Source organism: Nocardioides aurantiacus, assembly GCF_003752505.1.
In the GTDB taxonomy this organism is placed as follows: Bacteria; Actinomycetota; Actinomycetes; order Propionibacteriales; family Nocardioidaceae; genus Marmoricola; species Marmoricola aurantiacus.
In genome coordinates this window covers 321,183-339,542 of the sequence record NZ_RKHO01000001.1, presented here as the reverse complement: position 1 = coordinate 339,542, position 18,360 = coordinate 321,183, and the positions used below count along the sequence as shown (strand labels likewise).

Here is an 18,360-nt window from a genome sequence, read left to right as displayed (position 1 = left end):
CTGCTCCCTGGCATGATCCGCGCATGGCCACCCCCGCCCAGTGGATCGCCGGTGCCCGCCCCCGGACGCTCCCCGCGGCGGTCGCGCCGGTCCTCGCCGGCACCGCCGTCGCCCTGTGGGAGGACGGTGCGGTGTGGTGGAAGGCGCTGCTCGCGCTGGCCGTCTCGCTGCTGCTCCAGGTCGGCGTGAACTACGCCAACGACTACTCCGACGGCATCCGCGGCACCGACAGCGACCGGGTCGGGCCGATGCGGCTGGTCGGCAGCGGCGCGGCGAGCCCGCGGGCGGTCAAGGCCGCGGCGCTCGGCTCGCTGGCGGCCGCCGGGGTCGTCGGGCTCGTGCTCGCGGCGACGACGAGCTGGTGGCTGGTCGCCGTCGGCGCCCTGTGCATCCTGGCCGCCTGGTACTACACCGGCGGGTCGAGGCCCTACGGCTACCTCGGGCTGGGCGAGGTGATGGTGTTCGTCTTCTTCGGGCTGGTGGCCGTCATCGGCACGGCGTACGTCCAGACCCAGGCGTTCCACCTCGCCGCCCTCTGGGCCGGTATCGGCATCGGCGCGCTGGCGTGCGCGATCCTCGTGGCCAACAACCTGCGCGACATCCCCACCGACCGCGTCGCCGGGAAGCGCACCCTGGCGGTCGTGCTGGGCGAGGACCGCACCCGCCACCTCTACGGCCTGCTCGTCGACGCCGCCGTGGTCGCCCTGGTCGGGGTCGCGCTGACGACGACGTGGTGGGTCGTGCTCGCGCTGGTCGCCGCACCCCCGGCCGTCCGCGCCGTGACCACGGTCCTCGGCGACCGCGCGACCGGGCCCGCGCTGATCCCCGTGCTGCAGCAGACCGGTCAGGCCGAGCTGCTGTACGCCGCCGGCATCCTCGCCGGCGTCACGGTCGGGGTGCTGACGTGACCTCGGCTGTCACACTGGTCGCATGTGGTTCGTGATCCTGCTCGTCATCGTCGGCGTCTGCGCGCTGGCCTACGTCAACCGCGTCGCGCTGCTGGCCAAGGTCCTGGGCCAGTCCGAGACGCGCATCAACCGGCAGCTCAAGCGCCGGGGACGCTGAGCCTGCGGGGACTCCCCGGTCGGCTCAGTCGACGTCCTCGCGGGAGCGTCGCTCCTCGAACCGCGCCGACGCCTTCTCGGCGCGCTGCTGCACCCGCAGCGCGAACGCCTCGCGCTGCCGCCGCAGCAGGGTGACCGAGAGCACCGAGGACACCACCACGGCCAGCAGGAACGGCCAGATCACCACGCCCCGGCCGCCGAACAGCGCGAGGTAGAGCCCACCGAGCACGGCGTAGCAGACGACGAACAGACCCAGCCGCAGTGCGGTGTAGACGGCGAACTCCTTCACCCCACGAGGGTAGGAGACCGGACCACGAGAACGCCTACCGGCCACCATCTACCCTGGGGTCATGCTCCGCGTCGCGCTGTTCCTCGTGCTCCTGGGGGCGGTCGTGTGGGCCTTCTTCTGGGTCCTCGACCGGCGCCGACAGGCCAGCGGACCCGGTGACGCCGGCGGCAGCGGCGGCCGGCCCGCCCCCCGCCCGCCCCGCGGCCCCGACGACGACGAGGACTTCCTCCGCGAGCTCGACCGCAAGCGGCGCCACGACCAGCGCAAGCGGCCCACCGAACCGCCGCCGGCCCCGCGCCCGGAGGAGCCCACCGACGGCTCCACCGCCGAGGGCGAGCAGACCGACGAGAACGCCTGACCGGTCGGCGTACGTCGACGGGAGACGGCTCGACGCGCTGCCGCTCGCCCGGAGATCGTGCCCCTGGGCCGGGGTTGCGGCTCCGGCGCGGTGGCGGTTTCCCACGCGACCTTGGGAATCCGCCGACGGCCCGCTGCCCCCCGCTAGCCGTCGAGCCGCAGGACGACCGCGGTGGGCTCGGGGGCGGCGTAGGAGTGCTGGCTGCCGCTGCCGAAGAAGAAGTTGATGCCGACGAAGTTGAACCACAGGGTGGCCAGGCCGACGAGCGCGACGACGGCGGCCGAGGAGCCCTTCCAGCCGGAGGTGGCGCGGGCGTGGAGGTAGGCGGCGTAGACCACCCAGGTGATGAAGGCCCACACCTCCTTGGGGTCCCAGCCCCAGTAGCGGCCCCAGGCGTAGTGCGCCCAGATCGGGCCGGTGATCAGGGCCGCGAAGGTCCAGATCGGGAAGCCGAAGGCGTGGGTGCGGTAGGCGACGCGGTCGAGCACGGCCAGCTCGGGCAGCCGGGCGAGGTAGCCCCCGCGGGCGCGGCCGGCGGCGTCGGTGCGCTGCTCCCAGCGTGACTTCACGAGGTAGAGCACCGAGCACATCCCGCCGATGGTGAAGGCGGCGGTGGCGATGACCGCGGCGACGACGTGGATCACCAGCCACGGCGACTGCAGCGAGTCCTGGAGCGGCACGACCTCCTCGTAGAGCGCCAGCACGTCGACCATCAGGACCACGAGCACGAAGCCGGTGACGACCGGGGAGAGCCAGGAGAGCCCGAAGCGCTTGTAGAGCAGCAGGTAGCCGAGCACCACGAAGAAGGTGCCGGTCAGCGTGAACTCGTACATGTTGCCCCAGGGCACCCGCACCGGGTCCGCGGCGAGGCCGCGGGTGACGACGGCGAGGGCGTGCACGGCGGCCGCCACGACGGTCAGGGCCACGCCGACGCGGCCCAGCAGCTGCATCCGCTCCGGCTCGTCGGGGACCGTCGCCGCGGCCACGGGACGCTCGGCCACCGAGGTCCCGCCGCCGACCGACGCGGTCGCGTGCTGGGCCACCTCGGCCTCGGCGGGGGCGGAGCGGCGCGCGGCGGCCCACTGCCCCAGGTGGGCGAGGAAGGCCAGGAAGTACGCCACGCCGCACGCGGCCACGGCCTGGTTGCTCAGCACCTCGAACTGCTCGTGCGTCACGTCGGCTCCTCCGGGGTTCGGGTGGTGGCGGGGGTGGCGGCGTCCGCGGGACGCAACCGTCCGACCAGGGCGTCGAGCTCGCCGGAGAGGTCGCCCCCGGCGCTGCGGTCGAGACCGGCCACCTCCACCAGCGTACGTCCGCCCTCACGACGCGCCCGGACCCAGACGCGTCGCGGCCGGACGAAGAGCGAGGCGAGCAGCCCGAGCAGCGCCAGGACGACGCCGACGAGGGCGGTGGTCTGCCCGGGCGTGTGGCTGACCTGCAGCTTCACGAAGCGGCTCAGCCCGTCGAAGGTCACCGTGCCCATCCCGTCGGGAAGCTCGGCGCTGCGCCCGAGGGCGAGGTCGAGGCGCACCGGCGCTCCGTCGGCCTGGAGCAGCGGCTCGAGGCCGTCCTTGTCGAGGGCGTAGACCGACTGCGACCGACCGGAGTCCAGACCGAGGTCGCCGGTGTAGGCGAGCATCGACAGCGCGGGGTTCTTGGAGTCGGGGAAGGCCGAGAACGGCCCGCTCGCGTCGGTGAAGCCGTACGTCGGGTAGAACTCGCCCTCCAGGCCGAGCTGCGTCGTGCGCCCGCCGGCCTGCTCGGCGTCGGGCACCTTGACCACGCCGAAGGACCGGAAGGTGGTGTCCTCGGGCAGGAACACGACCGGACCGGAGTAGGCGACGGTGCCGTCGGTGTTGCGGACGGTGATGTTGGGCGCGTAGCCGTGGCCGATGAGGAAGACGTCGGTGTCGTCGATCGAGAGCGGGTGGTTGACCGCGACCTCGCGCTGCTGGTCCTCGGCCCCCGGGGCGGTGCGGTAGGTGACGTCGGCCCGGAACTTCTGCGCCATGCCGGCCTGGCGACCCTCCTGCAGGAAGGTCACGTCGAACCCGTCGACGGTGAAGTCGAAGGGCTCGAGGTCGGCGACGTCGAAGAACGAGCCGGCCTGGAAGTCGTCGTACTGGCTCAGCGTGTTGGCGAAGCCGTCGCCGGTGACCACGATGGCGCCGCCCTTGAACCCGAGCAGCGACCCGAGCGCGAAGCCGACCAGCACCACCAGGATCGAGAGGTGGAAGACCAGGTTGCCGCCCTCGCGGAGCTTGCCGCGCTCGGCGCGGACCGCGCCCGGCGTCACGCCCTCGGCGTCGTCGACCCGCACGCGGTAGCGACGCGAGCGCAGCGCGGCGCGGGCAGCCTCCAGCACCGCCTCCGGCTCGGCGTCGGTCTCCAGGGTGCGGTGCTCGGGCAGCCGGTCCAGCCGGCGCGGGGCGCGCGGCGGCTCGGCCCGTACGCCGCGCCAGTAGACGCGCAGCCGCGGCACGATGCAGCCCACCAGCGAGATCACCAGCAGGATGTAGATCGCGGAGAACCACACCGAGTCGTAGACCGAGAACAGGCCGAGCTTCTCGTAGACGGGCGTGAGCCTGGGGTGGTCGTCCATCCAGCGCGACGCCCGCACCGAGTCGACCGCGGTCTGCGGCACCACCGACCCGGGGATGGCCGCCAGCGCGAGCAGGAACAGCAGGATCAGCGCGGTGCGCATCGAGGTCAGCTGGCGCCAGGACCAGCGGGCGAGCTCGAGCGGGCTCAGCGACGGCGGGCCCGGGGGCTCGGCGGGCGGCCCGGTCGGCCGCTCGGTGGTGGTCGCGGCCATCACACGCCCGCCGTGTAGCCGGGGAAGAACCAGAGCCGGATCCAGCCGACCAGCTCGGCCCACCAGCCGGTGACCAGCAGCAGGCCGACCACGACGAGCATGACGCCGCCGATGGCGGTGACGACCCGCTGGTGCCGGCGTACCCACCCGACGGTGCCGAGCATCCGGCGGTAGGCCAGCGCCGCCAGGACGAACGGCACCCCGAGGCCGAGGCAGTAGAAGAGCGTCAGCAGCGCGCCCCGGGTGGCGGTGGCCTCCTGGTTGGCCAGCGAGAGCACGGCGATGAGGGTGGGGCCGATGCAGGGGGTCCAGCCCAGGCCGAAGAGCACCCCGAGCATCGGTGCGGCGGCCAGGCCCACGGCCGGCACCCGGTGGACCCGCACGTCGCGCTGGAACAGCGGCACGACCCCGAGGAAGGTCAGCCCGAGCAGGACGGTGACGCACCCCAGCACGATCGTGATCGGGCGCTGGTAGTCGAACAGGAAGTTGCCCAGCCCGCCGAACAGCGCCCCGAAGGAGACGAAGACGAAGGAGAAGCCGAGCACGAAGAGCACCGACCCGGTGAGCATCCGGCCGCGGCGACCGTCGGCGAGGTCGGCGCCGGAGAGGCCGGTGGCGTAGGACAGGTAGCCCGGCAGCAGCGGCACCACGCACGGCGAGAAGAACGAGACGAGGCCGGCGACCATCGCCACCGGGACCGCCAGCAGCAGCGACCCCGACAGCGCCTGGTCCCGGAACCAGTCACCCAGAGCGAGCGGGATCATCCTCGGACGTCCTCCACGAGGTCGACGAGCGTGCGGCGGCTCGGGACCGGGCCGACGATGCTGGCCGCCACCCGCCCCTGCTCGTCGAGGACCACCGTGCTCGGGATGGCGCTGGGGTTCAGGGTGCCGGCGAAGGCCAGCAGCGTGCGGCCCGAGGGGTCGAAGAGCGAGGGGTAGGGCACGTCGTAACGGCGCTGGAAGGCCAGCCCTTGGTCCTGGCTGGCGTCGCGGGTGTTGATGCCGAGGAAGGCGACGTCGTCCTTCGCCAGCTCGGTGGCGGCCTCGGCGAGGTCGGGCGCCTCCGCGCGGCAGGGCGGGCACCACGAGCCCCACACGTTGAGGACCACGATCCGGCCGCGGTAGTCCTCGACCGAGACCTGCTCGCCCTCGAGGGTCTCGCCGGCCACCTCGCCGGGCTGCTGGCGAGCCCCCGGGTCGAGGGTGTTGACGATGCCCTCGGCGCCGACGAAGCCCTGGTCGCCGGTCTCCGGCGACTCCGAGCAGCCCACGAGCACCGCGCCCGCGACGAGGGTCGCGAGCACGGCCACGCTCCGTCGGGCACGCTGCCGGGGTCGGGTGGTCACCTCAGCCCGCTCCACCGATCTCGTTCTGGTCGGGCTCGACGCCGCCGGAGGAGAAGGCCTTGTGCCGGTCGGCGACCGGGATCAGGTCGCCCGCCGGCTCGGAGTAGCCGATGGAGACCAGGCGCTCGTCCTCGAAGGTGAACGAGGTCAGGCTGGCCAGCGTGCAGTGGCGCTTGCGGGGGTCGTGCAGGAACGAGCGCCCCTCCGCGGAGAGCCGCGTGGTCCAGATCGGCAGCTGGTGGGAGACGATCACCGCCTCGTGGCCCTCGGCCTCCTTGCGAGCGTCCAGCACGGCGGGCCACACGCGCGCCACGATCTCGGCGTACGGCTCGCCCCAGGAGGGACGGAACGGGTTCCACATGTGGCGCCACATGTGCGGGCTGCGCAGCACCGACTTGCGGAACCGGAACGGCTTGCCCTCGAAGACGCTGCTCGACTCCAGCACGCGGTCGTCCAGGCGCACCTCCAGGCCGCGTGCGGCGGCCAGCGGCGAGGCGGTCTCCTGCGCGCGCTCCAGCGGCGAGGACACGATCACGGTGATGTCGCGGTGGCCGATCCGCTCGGCCACCCGCTCGGCCATGGTGCGGCCGAGCTCGGAGAGGTGGTAGCCCGGACTGCGGCCGTAGAGGATGCCCTTGGGGTTGTGGACCTCGCCGTGACGCAGCAGGTGGACGGTGGTCTTCACGCGGTGTCTCCTTCGTGGGCGCGGGCGGCCGCACGTGCGGCACCGGGCAGGGCGTCGAGGACGTGACCGATCGCCCGGTCGTCGTGGGCGGCGGAGAGGAACCACGCCTCGAAGGCGCTGGGCGGCAGGTAGACGCCCTGCTCCAGCATGGCGTGGAAGAACGCGCGGAACACCGCGGTGTCCTGGCTCGCCGCGCCGACGTAGTCGACGACGCGGTCGACCTGCGGGGCGAAGAAGACCGAGAACATGTTGCCGTCGTGCTGCACCAGGTGGGGTACGCCGGCCGCCGTCAGCGCCTCGCCGGCCGCGGCCGACACCGTCGCCGCCGCGGCGTCGACGTGGGCGTAGACCTCGTCGGCCGCCAGCCGCAGCGTCGTCAGCCCGGCGGTGGTCGCGACGGGGTTCCCCGACAGCGTGCCCGCCTGGTAGACGGGGCCCTGCGGCGAGAGCATCCCCATGACGTCGGCCCGTCCGCCGAAGGCCGCGGCCGGGAAGCCGCCGCCCATCACCTTGCCGAAGGTCATCAGGTCGGGCGCCCAGCCCTCGCGGGCGCCGTCGAGGCCCCACTGGCCCTGCCGCGAGACGCGGAAGCCGGTCATCACCTCGTCGGAGACGAACAGCGCGCCGTGGCGGGCGCAGGTCTGCGCCAGGAACTCGTTGAACCCCGGCTCGGGCGGGACCACGCCCATGTTGCCCGGCGAGGCCTCGGTGACCAGGCAGGCGATCTCGCCGCCCCGCTGGGCGAACAGCTGCTCCACGGCCGCGCGGTCGTTGTAGGGCAGCACCACCGTCGCCTCGACCGAGGCCGCGGGGACGCCGGGCGTGCCTGCGACGGCGTGGGTGGCCAGGCCGGAGCCGGCCTCGGCCAGCAGCGAGTCCACGTGGCCGTGGTAGCAGCCGGCGAACTTCACGACCACGTCGCGGCCGGTGAACCCGCGCGCGAGCCGGATCGCCGACATGGTCGCCTCGGTGCCGGAGGAGACCAGCCGCACCTGCTCGACGGGCGTGCGGGCCACGATCTCCTCGGCGAGCTCGACCTCGCTCCGCGACGGGGTGCCGTACGACGTGCCGCGGGCGACCGCCTCCGCGACGCGGGCCTGCACCTCGGGGTGGGCGTGGCCGAGCAGCAACGGCCCCCAGGAGCAGATCAGGTCGACGTAGTCGTTGCCGTCGACGTCGGTCAGCCAGGCGCCCTGGCCCGAGACCATGAACCGGGGCGTGCCGCCGACCGCGTTGAACGCGCGGACCGGGGAGTTCACGCCGCCGGGGGTCACCCGGTGGGCCCGCTCGAACCACGCGGCGGAGCCGTCCGTGGGCAGGGGCGTGCGGGCGTCCGGTGAGGACGCCGAGGACGTCGGTGTCTGCGGCACCCCACCATTCTCCCCGACACCCCTCAGCCGACCGAACCCGCGTGCCCCGGCGAGGCCGCCCGCGGGACGGGACGTTGCCGGGGTTCGGTGCACACTCGTCCGTTTCGGCACTAGTGTCAGGCGGGGCAGCAGCGCGGTGTGTCGTCGGTCACAGAGCACGTTTGTGCGTGACGGCGTGAGGGAAGTCTCGTTGTTGCACTACCGGGCCGCTCGGGAGGCTGGCACCGCAGGATCACCCAGGGGAGAGAGCACACACATGTCGTCGAGGTCGTTGTCCCGTCGGAGCAAGGCGATCACCTTGGTCCCCCTGGCCGTGCTGTCGGCCGTGTGGACCGGGAGCCTGGTCACCTCCAGCGCCAACGCGGAGCAGCCCGCCCAGGTCGCCGCCTCCCTGCCCGATGGCACCAGCGTCCCCAGCGACGCGATCGAGGCGCCCGCGAGCGTCCCGGTCGCCGGCATCATCGCGCCGGCCGTCCCCCAGGGCTCCGCCGACTCGGTCGTCTCCGGCGCCTCCAGCAACGGCATCCCCGCGCCGGCCCTGTCCGCCTACCAGCGCGCGGGCCAGATCATCGGCGCGGCCGACAAGTCCTGCAACCTCCCGTGGGAGATCGTCGCCGCCATCGGCCGCGTCGAGTCCGACCACGGTCGCTACAACGGCAACAAGCTCACCGACGAGGGCCTGAGCAAGCCCGGCATCTACGGCATCCCCCTCAACGGCAAGAACGGCACGCAGGCCATCAACGACACCGACGGCGGCCAGCTCGACAAGGACACCGTCTTCGACCGCGCGGTCGGCGCCATGCAGTTCATCCCCTCGACCTGGCAGGTCGTGAAGGTCGACGCCGACGGCGACGGCGAGCGCAACCCGCAGGACGTCGACGACTCCGCGCTGGCCACCGCGGTCTACCTCTGCTCCGGCAAGGACGACCTGTCCGAGCGCGCGGGCCAGGAGGCGGCCGTCTACCGCTACAACCACAGCCGCGAGTACGTCGACCTCGTGCTGCGGATCATGGAGGCCTACTCCTCCGGCGACTACACCGCCGTCCCCTCGGGCGCCCAGGGCGGCTCCTCGTTCTCGCCCAGCAACAGCACCAGCTACTCCGCCTCGATCCAGAAGTCCTACGAGGTCGCCCGCGAGCGCAAGGCCAAGGCCCGCGCCGCGCAGGTCCGCCGCGAGCGCGCTGCGCAGAGCTCCGGCGGCAGCAGCAGCACCGGCAGCCTCGGTGAGTCGCCGAGCAGCGGTGGCACAGACGGCGTGATCTCTCCGTCGAGCCCCACTGCCCCGTCCGGCAGCGACACCGTGTCGGGCACTGTCAAGGAGACGACCAAGAAGCTCGGGGACACGGTCAAGGGTGCTGGGGACTCCGTCGATAAGGCGACTGGTGGCGCCACGGGCGGCACTGGCGGTGCCGTTGGGGGGACCGTTGGGGAGGTGCTGGACAGCACCGGCAAGATCGTCGGCTGCGTCGTCACCCTGCTGGAGGACTGCCGCCCCTGACGGCAACATCTCCACGAAGCCCCCGACCACCGGTCGGGGGCTTCGTCGTTCCCGGACTCCCGCAGGGCACCCACACGACGGCAGCCGGTGTGCTGGAGGCCGGGTCAGGCGTCGAGCAGGCGGACGGCGTCCATGGCCCAGTAGGTGAGGATGATGTCGGCGCCGGCCCGGCGGATCGACATCAGCGTCTCCATCAGGGCGGTCTCGCGGTCGATCCAGCCGCGCTGGGCGGCGGCCTCGACCATGGCGTACTCGCCCGAGACGTTGTAGGCCGCGACCGGGACCTCGACGGCCTGGCGGACGGCGTGCAGGACGTCGAGGTAGGCCAGGGCCGGCTTGACCATGACGATGTCCGCGCCCTCCTCGATGTCGAGCCGGGTCTCGCGGACGCCCTCGAGCCGGTTGGGCGTGTCCTGCTGGTAGGTGCGGCGGTCCCCGACGAGCGAGGAGTTGACGGCCTCGCGGAAGGGGCCGAAGAAGGCGGAGGCGTACTTCGCGGAGTACGCCAGGATGCCGACGCCCGCGTGCTCCTCGGCGTCCAGCGCCCGGCGGATCACGCCCACCTGACCGTCCATCATGCCGCTCGGCGCGACGAGGTCGACGCCGGCGGCCGCGTGGGCCAGCGCCATCTGGCCGTAGATCTCCAGGGTGCGGTCGTTGTCGACCCAGCCGTCGGGGTCGAGCACGCCGCAGTGGCCGTGGTCGGTGAACTCGTCCAGGCACAGGTCGGACATGACCGTGAGCCCGTCGCCGACCTCGGCCACGACGTCGGTGATCGCGACGTTGAGGATGCCCGCGGGGTCGAGCGCGCCCGAGCCCTCGGCGTCCTTGGTCTCGGGCAGCCCGAAGAGCATCACGCCGCCCAGTCCCGCCCCGACCGCCTCGGCGGCCGCCCGCTTCAGCGAGTCGCGGGTGTGCTGCACGACGCCGGGCATGCTCGCGATCTCGCGGGGCTCGGTGAGCCCCTCGCCGACGAACATCGGCAGCACCAGCTGCGAGGGCCGCAGCGCGGTCTCCGCCACCATCCGCCGCAGCGCGGGCGTACGCCGCAGCCGCCGCGGCCGGACCTCGGGGAAGCCGCTCACGACTACTTCGAGCTCGCCTTGCGGCGGGTGGCCGGACGACGGTCGGACGGCTTGGTCACCGGCTGGCCCTGGTCGAGCAGCGCGGTGCGTCGGGCGCCGCCGAAGTCGGCGAGCGCGTCGACCAGCTCCTCGACCGACGGCTCGGAGGCCATCACGTCGACGCGCAGGCCGTGCTCCTCGGCCGTCTTGGCCGTGGCCGGGCCGATCACGCCGATGATCGTCGAGGTGTGCGGCTTGCCGGCGATGCCGACCAGGTTGCGCACCGTCGAGGACGACGTGAACACGACCGCGTCGAACTTGCCCGACTTGATCGCCTCGCGCACCGGCGCCGGCGGCGGGGCCGCCCGGACGGTGCGGTAGGCCGTCACGTCGTCGACCTCCCAGCCGAGCTCGACGAGCCCGGCGACCAGGGTCTCCGTGGCGATGTCGGCGCGCGGCAGGAAGACGCGGTTGATCGGGTCCAGCAGGTCGTCGTACGGCGGCCAGTCCTCGAGCAGCCCACGGGCGGACTGCTCACCCGAGGGCACGAGGTCGGCGTTGAGGCCCCAGTCGCCGAGCGCGGCGGCGGTCTTGTCGCCGACCGCGGCGATCTTGAGGCCGGAGAAGGCGCGGGCGTCCAGGCCGTACTCCTCGAACTTCTCCCGCACCGCGCGGACCGCGTTGACCGAGGTGAAGGCGATCCACTCGTAGCGGCCCTCGACGAGGCCGCGCACGGCCTTGTCCATCTGCAGCGGGTTGCGGGGCGGCTCGACCGAGATGGTCGGCACCTCCTCGGGCGTCGCGCCGTAGCCGCGCAGCCGGGCCGACAGCCCGCCGGCCTGCTCCTTGGTGCGGGGCACCAGCACGCGCCAGCCGAACAGCGGCTTGGTCTCGAACCACGACAGCGTCTGGCGCAGGTCGACGACCGGGCCGACCACGGTGACGGCGGGCGGCGTCATGCCGGCGGCGTGGGCGTCGGCGGCGATGTCGTCGAGGGTGGAGACGATCGTCTCCTGCGTGGTGAGCGTGCCGGTGCGGGTCATCGACACCGGGGTGTCGCCGGGGCGGCCGGCGGCCACCAGCTCGGCCGCGACCTGGCCGATCGCGCCGACGGCGGAGAGCAGCACCAGCGTCGGGTGGGTGGCGTACGACGCCCAGTCGATCTTGGCGTCGCCGCACGAGACCACGGCCACCTCGCGGTGGTTCTTGGTGGTGAGCGGGATGCCGGCGTACGCCGGGACGGCGCTGACCGAGGACACGCCCGGGACGATCTCGAAGCCGACCTCGGCCTTGGTGCAGGCCAGCGCCTCCTCGGGGCCGGAGGCGTAGAGGAAGGGGTCGCCGGCCATCAGCCGGACCACGCGCTTGCCGGACTTGGCGTGCTTGACCACGACCTTGGCGCGCGCGGCGTGGGTCAGCGGCTGGCCGTCCTCGCCGAAGCCGCCGTCGACGAACAGCGGGCCGGGCAGCTCGGCCTCGACCTCGTCCTCGAGCGGGGCCGCCAGGCCGAGGACCGAGCGCACCAGGGCCTGGTGGTCGGGGACCTCGGTGACGACGACCTCGGCCTCGCGCAGCAGCTCGACGGCGCGCACGGTCAGCAGCCCGGGGTCGCCCGGGCCGCTGCCGACGAAGGAGACCCACTTGGTGGGCCGCCCCGCGGAGGCCGTGCCGGCGCCCGTTGCTGCGGCGCGGGTGCTGGTGGTGTTCTGCTTGCTCACTATCGCCTTCTTGCTACTTCGGTGACTGCGTCCAGGTGCGGTGGTGCGGGTGGTGCGGTGCTGCGTCAGGTCTCGGGTGCGATCAGGTCGGCCGCGCCCTCGGCGAGCATCTCGGCGGCCAGCGACCGGCCGAGGCCCTCGGGATCCTCGAGCGGCCCCGAGGCCGAGCGGCGTACGGACAGGGTCCCGTCGGGCGACAGCGCGACCGCACGGACCCACAGTTCGTCACCGGAGTCCCCCATGGCAACTTCGGCCAGGGCGCCGACGGGTGCCGAGCACCCTGCCTCGAGCTCGGCGAGCAGCACGCGCTCGACCGTCACGCAGGCCCGGGTCAGGGGGTCGTCGAGGGCGCCGGCCACGGTCGCGACGAGGTCGTCGTCGGCGCGGCACTCGACGGCCAGCGCGCCCTGGCCGGGGGCCGGGAGCACCTGGATCGGGTCGAGCACCTCGGTGGCCTCCTCGACCCGGTCGAGCCGGGCCAGGCCGGCGCGGGCGAGCACGACGGCGTCGAGCTCGCCGGAGCGGACCTTGCCGATGCGGGTGTCCACGTTGCCGCGCACCCCGACGAGGTCGACCCCGAGGCCGAGCGCGGCGATCTGGGCGACGCGGCGCGGGGCGCCGGTGCCGACGGTGGCGCCCTGCGGCAGCTCGCCGAGGGTGAGCCCGTCGCGGGCGACGACGACGTCACGGGGGTCCTCGCGCGGCGGCACCGCGGCCAGCGCGATGCCCTCCGGCGGCGCGGTCGGCAGGTCCTTGAGCGAGTGCACGGCGAGGTCGACGTCACCGCGCAGCAGCGCGTCGCGCAGCGCGCTGACGAAGACGCCGGTGCCGCCCATCTGGGCCAGCGGCTCGGTGGAGACGTCGCCGTGGGTGCGGATGTGCACCAGCTCGGTGGGCAGCCCGGTCACCTCGGTCAGCCGGTCGGCGACCAGGCCGCTCTGGGTGCGGGCCAGCGTGGAGGCGCGGGTGCCGATGCGGACCACGCGGGCGCGGGTCTCCCCGGTCGTGGAGACGGTGGTGGTGCCGGGCGTCGTGGTCGTGCCGGTCACGGGCGCTCCACCTCCGCCCGGGTCACGGCCTCGACGGCCTCGGGGTCGAGCGCGAACAGCTCGGCCAGCGCGGCGGCGTAGGACACCGCGCCCGACTCGTTGGCCAGCTCCTTGACCCGCACCGTCGGGTGGTGGAGGAGCTTCTCCACCACGCGGCGCAGGGTGCGCTCCACCTCGGCGCGGGTGCTGTCGTCGAGGTCGGGCAGGCGGTGGGCCAGGCGGGCCAGCTCACCCTCGAGCACGCCGGTCGCCATCGTGCGCAGTGCCACCACGGTGGGCGTCACGCTCTGGCTGCGGCGGGCGGTGAGGAAGGCGGCCAGCTCCTGGCTGACGATGGTGCGCACGCCGTCGACGTCGGCCCCCTCGGGGCTGGCCTCCAGCTCGGCGGCCAGGGTGTCGAGCGCGACCAGGCGGACGCCGGGCAGGTCGGCCACGGCCGGGTCGACGTCGCGGGGCAGCGCCAGGTCGACGACGGCGAGCGGCCGGGTCGGGTCCGTGCGCCGCGCGGCGACCGCGTCCGCGGAGAGCACCTGGCCGGCGGCGCCGGTGCAGGAGACGACGATGTCGACCGGCGCGGTCCAGGCGCCGAGGTCGGCCAGCGAGATCGCCGTGGCGTCGTACTGCCGGGCCAGGCGCGCCGCGCCCTCGGACGACCGGTTGGCCACGGTGACCGAGCCGGCGCCGGCGCGGGTCACGGTGGCGACGGTGAGGCCGGCCATCGACCCGGCCCCGACGACGAGGACGCGCTTGCCGGCCAGCGGGCCGACGTGGGCCACGGCCCGGTCGAGCGCGGTGGCGACCAGGCTCGGCGCGACGCGGTCGATGTCGGTCTCGGCGTGCGAGCGCTTGCCGACGCGCAGCGCCTGCTGGAACAGCACGTTGAGCGACGGGCCGACGGTGCCGACCTCCTGGCCCACGCGCAGCGCCTCCCGGGTCTGGCCGAGGATCTGGCTCTCGCCCAGCACCATCGAGTCCAGGCCCGCGGCGACGTGGAACAGGTGGCTCACGGCGCCGTCGTCGTAGTGGACGTAGAGGTGCTCGAGCATCTCCTCGGCCGGGCGGCCGGTGCGCTCGCCGAGCATCCGCGAGATCGCCTCGACGCTGCCGTGGAAGCGGTCGACGTCGGCGTAGACCTCGGTGCGGTTGCACGTCGAGATCACCGTCGCCTCCAGGACGTGCTCGACGTCGGTGACCTCGCGGATCAGCTTCTGCACGCCGTCGCCGTCGAGCGCGACCTGCTCGAGCACCGGGACGGGGGCGGTCTTGTGGGACAGGCCCACCACCAGGACGCTCATCGGGCACCTCCGGCCGTGCGGGCAACCTGCTCGACCACGATGGCGGGCGCGGAGGCGGCCGAGGCCTTGCGCTGCTCGTGGTAGGCGAGGATCTGCAGCTCGCTGGAGAGGTCGACGCGGCGTACGTCGACCCCCTCGGGCAGCGCCAGGATGGTCGGCGCGAAGTTGAGGATGCTGCGGATGCCGACCGCGACCATGCGGTCGGCGACGTCCTGGGCGGCCACGGCGGGGGTGGCGATGACGCCGATGCCGACGCCGTGCTCGGTCACGACGTCCTCGAGGTCGTCGAAGGAGCGGATCTCCAGCCCGGCGACGACCTCGCCCTGCCGCGACCCGTCGGCGTCGAGGAGCGCGACGGTGCGGAAGCCGCGGGAGGAGAAGCCGGAGTAGTTGGCCAGCGCGTGACCCAGGTTGCCGATGCCGACCACGACCACGGGCCAGTCCTGGGTCAGCCCGATCTCGCGGGAGATCTGGTAGCGCAGGTAGTCGACGTCGTAGCCGACCCCGCGGGTGCCGTAGGAGCCGAGGTGCGAGAGGTCCTTGCGCAGCTTGGCGCTGTTGACGCCGGCGGCGGTCGCGAGCTCGAGGCTCGAGCAGGTCGTGGTGCCGGCCTCGCTCATCGCGTTGAGCGCCCGGAGGTAGACCGGGAGACGGGCCACCGTCGCCTCGGGGATCCTGGTCGCACTCACGCTGGTGACACTCTCCAGACCGGTCGGAGGACCCTCCTGGACTGGAGGGCCTCGATCACTCTAGGAGTTTGTGAACTCGCGAACAAACCAGCGACGGCCCAGGGCTAGCACAGGTGAGAATGCTCACCTCCACCGGGGGCCTACCCCCGGGTCCGGTGCGTCGCGCCGGGCGCGACCGAGCCCCTGACCGGCCCCTGACCTGCCGCTGACCTGGCTGCTGACCTGACCGGGAGGGTCTCGGCTCAGCCGGCGGGACGGGCCAGCGCAGTGCGCAGCCGCCGCTCGTCGACGCGCCAGAAGTCGTGGCGCCGGCCGTCGACCAGCGTGACCGGCACCTGGTCGCTGTAGGCCTCCTGCAGCTCGACCGCGGAGTCGACGTCGACCTCCTCGAAGGCCTCGCCGAGGTCGTCGCAGACCGCCTGGACGACCACGCGGGCCTCCTCGCACAGGTGGCACCCGACGCGGGTGTAGAGCGTGACGCGGGCGGTCACCGCAGCAACCCGGGGTCGCGGCGGCGGGCCTCGGCGCGGAGCCGACCCTTCTGCACCTTGCCGGTCGCGGTGTGGGGCAGCTGGTCGACGACCTCGACGACGGTGGGCTGCTTGAAGCGGGCCAGCCGGTCGGCGCAGTGGCGGCGTACGACGTCGCGGAGCTCGTCGGCCGAGAGCCGCGAGCCCGACGGCACGACGTAGGCCACGACGGCCTCGCCGGTCGCCGCGTCGGGCACCCCGACGACCGCGACCTGCGCCACCTCGGCCAGCTCGCCGACGACCTCCTCGACCTCGACCGGGTAGACGTTGAAGCCCGAGACGATGACGAGGTCCTTGACCCGGTCGACGAGGTAGAGGTGGCCGTCGGCGTCGAGGTAGCCGACGTCGCCGGTGGCCCACCAGCCCTCGGCGTCGGGCCCCCCGGCCCCGTCGGGCCAGTAGCCGGAGAACAGGTTGGCGCCGCGCAGCTCGATCTGCCCGGCGTCGGCGTGCTCGGGGGTGCGGCCCGCCTCGTCGACCAGGCGCACCTCGATGCCCGCGAGCGGACGTCCGACCGAGCGCGGCCGCAGCGGCTGCCCGAGGGTCGAGGTGACCACGGGCGCGGCCTCGGTCAGGCCGTAGCCCTGGTGCACCTCCACGGTGGTGCGCTCGGTGAAGGCCTCGGTCACCTCGGGCGCCAGCGGCGCGGAGCCGCTGAGCACGAGCCGCACCGGACCGAGCCGCTCCTCCAGGCCGGGCACGGCCAGCCAGGCCGAGAAGACCGGTGGCGCGACCGGGACGACCGAGACGGCCTCGTCCTCGATCAGGTCGAGCGAGCCCTCGGGGTCGAAGCCGTCGACGAGCACCAGCCGGGCGTGCTGGCGCACCACCTGGCCGAGCACGGCGTTGAGGCCGTAGACGTGGTAGAGCGGCAGCACGCCGAGCACGACGTCGCGACCCGTGACCATGGGCGGGTCGGCGGCCGCGACCTGCTCGACGTTGGCCAGCAGCGCGCGGTGCGACAGCATCGCCGCGCGGGGACGACCGGAGGTGCCGCTGGTGTAGAGCAGCACCGCGAGGCCCTCGGGGTCCGGGCGGACCGGCGTGGGCCGACCGCTGCGGGAGACCAGCTGGTCCCAGCCGCGCTCCCCCGGCTCCAGCGTGGTGCCGACCGTGACGATGCGGGGCCGCGCCGAGGCCTCCTGGCCGGCGGCGGCCATGGCCTCGCCGAGCCCGCGGACCGCGGCGCGCACGGTCGTGACGGTGGCGGCGTCGGCCACCACCATCCGGGTGCCGGAGTCGACGAGGACGCGCACCAGCTCACCGGTGACGCTGCGCGGGTTGACCGGCACCGCGACCATCCCGGCCCGCAGCACGCCGAGGTAGGCCGCCACGAACTCGATGCTGTTGCCCGCCGCGATCATCACGCGGTAGCCGGCGACCATGCCGGCGTCGGCCAGGCCCTGCACCACCCGCTGCACCAGGTCGTCGAGACCGGCCCAGGTCACGCTGCGACCGGTGACGGCCTCGGAGAGCGCCGTCTTGCCCGGTTCCTCGACGCACGCCCGGGTCAGGAGGTCGGCGACGTTGGACTCCATCGGAGGAGTCTCCCACACGGCGAGGTGCCCCTAGGCTGTGCCGCGTGACCCCTCCGCCGCCCGGCCGCCCCGGCGACAAGCGGCCCTCACGCCCCTCCCGCCCCTCCCGCAAGGCCCCGCCGCGACCGCCCAACCTGCAGCGCCGCTCCCAGCTCGCGGGCGAGGCCGCCGCCGCGATCGCCGAGGTCGAGAGCGCGCTCAGCATCGAGGCCGACCAGACCTCGGCGGCGTTCTTCGACGTCGACAACACCGTGATGCAGGGCGCCTCGATCTTCCACCTCGCCCGGGGCCTGCACCGCCGCGAGTTCTTCACGACCAAGGACATCCTCGGCGCCGCCTGGAAGCAGGTCTACTTCCGCGTCGTCGGGGTCGAGGACCCCGAGCACGTCGCCGACGCCCGCGCCTCGGCGCTCTCCTTCATCGCGGGCCACACCGTCGAGGAGCTGGAGTCGCTCGGCGAGGAGATCTTCGACGAGCGGATGGCCCACCGGATCTGGCCCGGCACCCGCGCGCTCGCGCAGCTCCACCTCGACGAGGGCCAGCGGGTGTGGCTGGTGACGGCGGCACCGATCGAGATCGCGACCATCATCGCCCGGCGGCTCGGCCTCACCGGCGCGCTCGGCACGGTGGCCGAGCACGTCGACGGCGTCTACACCGGCGAGCTGGTCGGCGAGATGCTGCACGGCTCGGCCAAGGCGGTGGCGGTGCGCGAGCTGGCGGACCGGTTCGGCCTCGACCTGGCCCGCTGCTCGGCGTACTCCGACTCCTACAACGACCTCCCGCTGCTGACCCTGGTCGGCGACCCCTGCGCCATCAACCCCGACGCCCGGCTGCGTGACCACGCCAAGGCGCAGGGCTGGCGGGTCCGCGACTACCGCACCGCACGCAAGGCCGCGCGCGCCGGCGTCTTCACCGCCGCGGTGGCCGGAGCGGTCGCCGGCACGGCCGCCGCCGGCAACGCGCTGCGGCGGCGCGTGCTCTAGCCAGATCTGCCGGGCCGTTTCGGTTCACAGGCGTTCACCGGACGCGTAGTCTCACCAACTGGTCAGC

Annotated in this window: 19 protein-coding genes; 5 read left to right on the top strand and 14 right to left on the bottom strand. The window is 73.7% G+C overall.

The window, feature by feature from the left end; genetic code table 11:
• Positions 1–23 precede the first annotated feature (23 nt).
• Together EDD33_RS01640 and EDD33_RS20640 are read left to right on the top strand one after the other, a co-directional pair.
• Positions 24–908: a 1,4-dihydroxy-2-naphthoate polyprenyltransferase gene (locus tag EDD33_RS01640; RefSeq protein ID WP_123388848.1), complete on the top strand. Its 885-nt coding sequence runs from the start codon at positions 24–26 to the stop codon at positions 906–908.
• A 22-nt stretch (positions 909–930) separates the two neighbouring features.
• Entirely contained in the window at positions 931–1,065 is a 135-nt protein-coding gene (locus tag EDD33_RS20640; protein ID WP_281274094.1) for a hypothetical protein, read from the top strand.
• Between the two features lie 24 nt (positions 1,066–1,089).
• Here the strand turns inward: EDD33_RS20640 and EDD33_RS01635 are convergent, their stop codons facing one another.
• Positions 1,090–1,353, bottom strand: coding sequence for a DUF4229 domain-containing protein (locus tag EDD33_RS01635; RefSeq protein WP_123388847.1), 264 nt, complete (start codon positions 1,351–1,353; stop codon positions 1,090–1,092).
• A 61-nt stretch (positions 1,354–1,414) separates the two neighbouring features.
• Here EDD33_RS01635 and EDD33_RS01630 point away from each other — a divergent pair, with 61 nt between their 5' ends.
• On the top strand, positions 1,415–1,711 hold the full coding sequence (locus EDD33_RS01630; RefSeq protein WP_211332375.1) for a hypothetical protein: 297 nt from the start codon (positions 1,415–1,417) through the stop codon (positions 1,709–1,711).
• Positions 1,712–1,854: 143 nt separating this feature from the next.
• Here EDD33_RS01630 and ccsB read toward each other — a convergent pair whose 3' ends face one another.
• The 6 genes from ccsB to hemL are packed head-to-tail and all read right to left on the bottom strand — an operon-like array spanning position 1,855 to position 7,878.
• The gene (ccsB, locus tag EDD33_RS01625) at positions 1,855–2,886 is read right to left on the bottom strand and encodes a c-type cytochrome biogenesis protein CcsB (RefSeq protein ID WP_123388846.1); all 1,032 of its coding nucleotides are present in this window, start codon (positions 2,884–2,886) and stop codon (positions 1,855–1,857) included.
• A complete protein-coding gene (resB, locus tag EDD33_RS01620) occupies positions 2,883–4,526 on the bottom strand; it encodes a cytochrome c biogenesis protein ResB (RefSeq protein WP_123388845.1) in 1,644 nt (547 codons plus the stop codon). The genes ccsB and resB overlap by 4 nt, the downstream gene beginning before the upstream one ends.
• Positions 4,526–5,290: a cytochrome c biogenesis CcdA family protein gene (locus EDD33_RS01615; RefSeq protein WP_211332374.1), complete on the bottom strand. Its 765-nt coding sequence runs from the start codon at positions 5,288–5,290 to the stop codon at positions 4,526–4,528. The genes resB and EDD33_RS01615 overlap by 1 nt, the downstream gene beginning before the upstream one ends.
• Entirely contained in the window at positions 5,287–5,874 is a 588-nt protein-coding gene (locus EDD33_RS01610) for a TlpA disulfide reductase family protein (protein WP_123392879.1), read from the bottom strand. Before EDD33_RS01610 ends, EDD33_RS01615 begins: the two co-directional genes overlap by 4 nt.
• Before the next feature lies 1 nt (position 5,875).
• On the bottom strand, positions 5,876–6,559 hold the full coding sequence (locus tag EDD33_RS01605) for a histidine phosphatase family protein (RefSeq protein WP_123388844.1): 684 nt from the start codon (positions 6,557–6,559) through the stop codon (positions 5,876–5,878).
• Positions 6,556–7,878 (bottom strand): glutamate-1-semialdehyde 2,1-aminomutase, encoded by a 1,323-nt coding sequence (gene hemL / locus EDD33_RS01600; RefSeq protein ID WP_123392878.1) that lies wholly within the window; start codon positions 7,876–7,878, stop codon positions 6,556–6,558. Before hemL ends, EDD33_RS01605 begins: the two co-directional genes overlap by 4 nt.
• Positions 7,879–8,227: 349 nt before the next feature.
• Between hemL and EDD33_RS01595 the strand changes: the two genes are divergently transcribed.
• The gene (locus EDD33_RS01595; RefSeq protein WP_246003309.1) at positions 8,228–9,427 is read left to right on the top strand and encodes a lytic transglycosylase domain-containing protein; all 1,200 of its coding nucleotides are present in this window, start codon (positions 8,228–8,230) and stop codon (positions 9,425–9,427) included.
• A 104-nt stretch (positions 9,428–9,531) separates the two neighbouring features.
• Here the strand turns inward: EDD33_RS01595 and hemB are convergent, their stop codons facing one another.
• The 7 genes from hemB to EDD33_RS01560 form a co-directional block, all read right to left on the bottom strand.
• On the bottom strand, positions 9,532–10,512 hold the full coding sequence (gene hemB / locus EDD33_RS01590) for a porphobilinogen synthase (RefSeq protein ID WP_123388842.1): 981 nt from the start codon (positions 10,510–10,512) through the stop codon (positions 9,532–9,534).
• 2 nt (positions 10,513–10,514) lie between these two features.
• A complete protein-coding gene (locus tag EDD33_RS01585) occupies positions 10,515–12,209 on the bottom strand; it encodes a bifunctional uroporphyrinogen-III C-methyltransferase/uroporphyrinogen-III synthase (protein WP_123388841.1) in 1,695 nt (564 codons plus the stop codon).
• A 65-nt stretch (positions 12,210–12,274) separates the two neighbouring features.
• Positions 12,275–13,192: a hydroxymethylbilane synthase gene (gene hemC, locus EDD33_RS01580; RefSeq protein ID WP_123392876.1), complete on the bottom strand. Its 918-nt coding sequence runs from the start codon at positions 13,190–13,192 to the stop codon at positions 12,275–12,277.
• A gap of 62 nt (positions 13,193–13,254) precedes the next feature.
• The gene (locus tag EDD33_RS01575) at positions 13,255–14,553 is read right to left on the bottom strand and encodes a glutamyl-tRNA reductase (RefSeq protein ID WP_123388840.1); all 1,299 of its coding nucleotides are present in this window, start codon (positions 14,551–14,553) and stop codon (positions 13,255–13,257) included.
• Positions 14,550–15,242 (bottom strand): redox-sensing transcriptional repressor Rex, encoded by a 693-nt coding sequence (locus EDD33_RS01570; protein WP_246003308.1) that lies wholly within the window; start codon positions 15,240–15,242, stop codon positions 14,550–14,552. Before EDD33_RS01570 ends, EDD33_RS01575 begins: the two co-directional genes overlap by 4 nt.
• Before the next feature lie 242 nt (positions 15,243–15,484).
• The gene (locus tag EDD33_RS01565; RefSeq protein WP_123388838.1) at positions 15,485–15,733 is read right to left on the bottom strand and encodes a glutaredoxin family protein; all 249 of its coding nucleotides are present in this window, start codon (positions 15,731–15,733) and stop codon (positions 15,485–15,487) included.
• Positions 15,730–17,310 (bottom strand): AMP-binding protein, encoded by a 1,581-nt coding sequence (locus tag EDD33_RS01560; RefSeq protein ID WP_123388837.1) that lies wholly within the window; start codon positions 17,308–17,310, stop codon positions 15,730–15,732. Before EDD33_RS01560 ends, EDD33_RS01565 begins: the two co-directional genes overlap by 4 nt.
• Before the next feature lie 44 nt (positions 17,311–17,354).
• Between EDD33_RS01560 and EDD33_RS01555 the strand changes: the two genes are divergently transcribed.
• Positions 17,355–18,293: an HAD family hydrolase gene (locus EDD33_RS01555; RefSeq protein ID WP_170169672.1), complete on the top strand. Its 939-nt coding sequence runs from the start codon at positions 17,355–17,357 to the stop codon at positions 18,291–18,293.
• Positions 18,294–18,360: the final 67 nt, after the last annotated feature.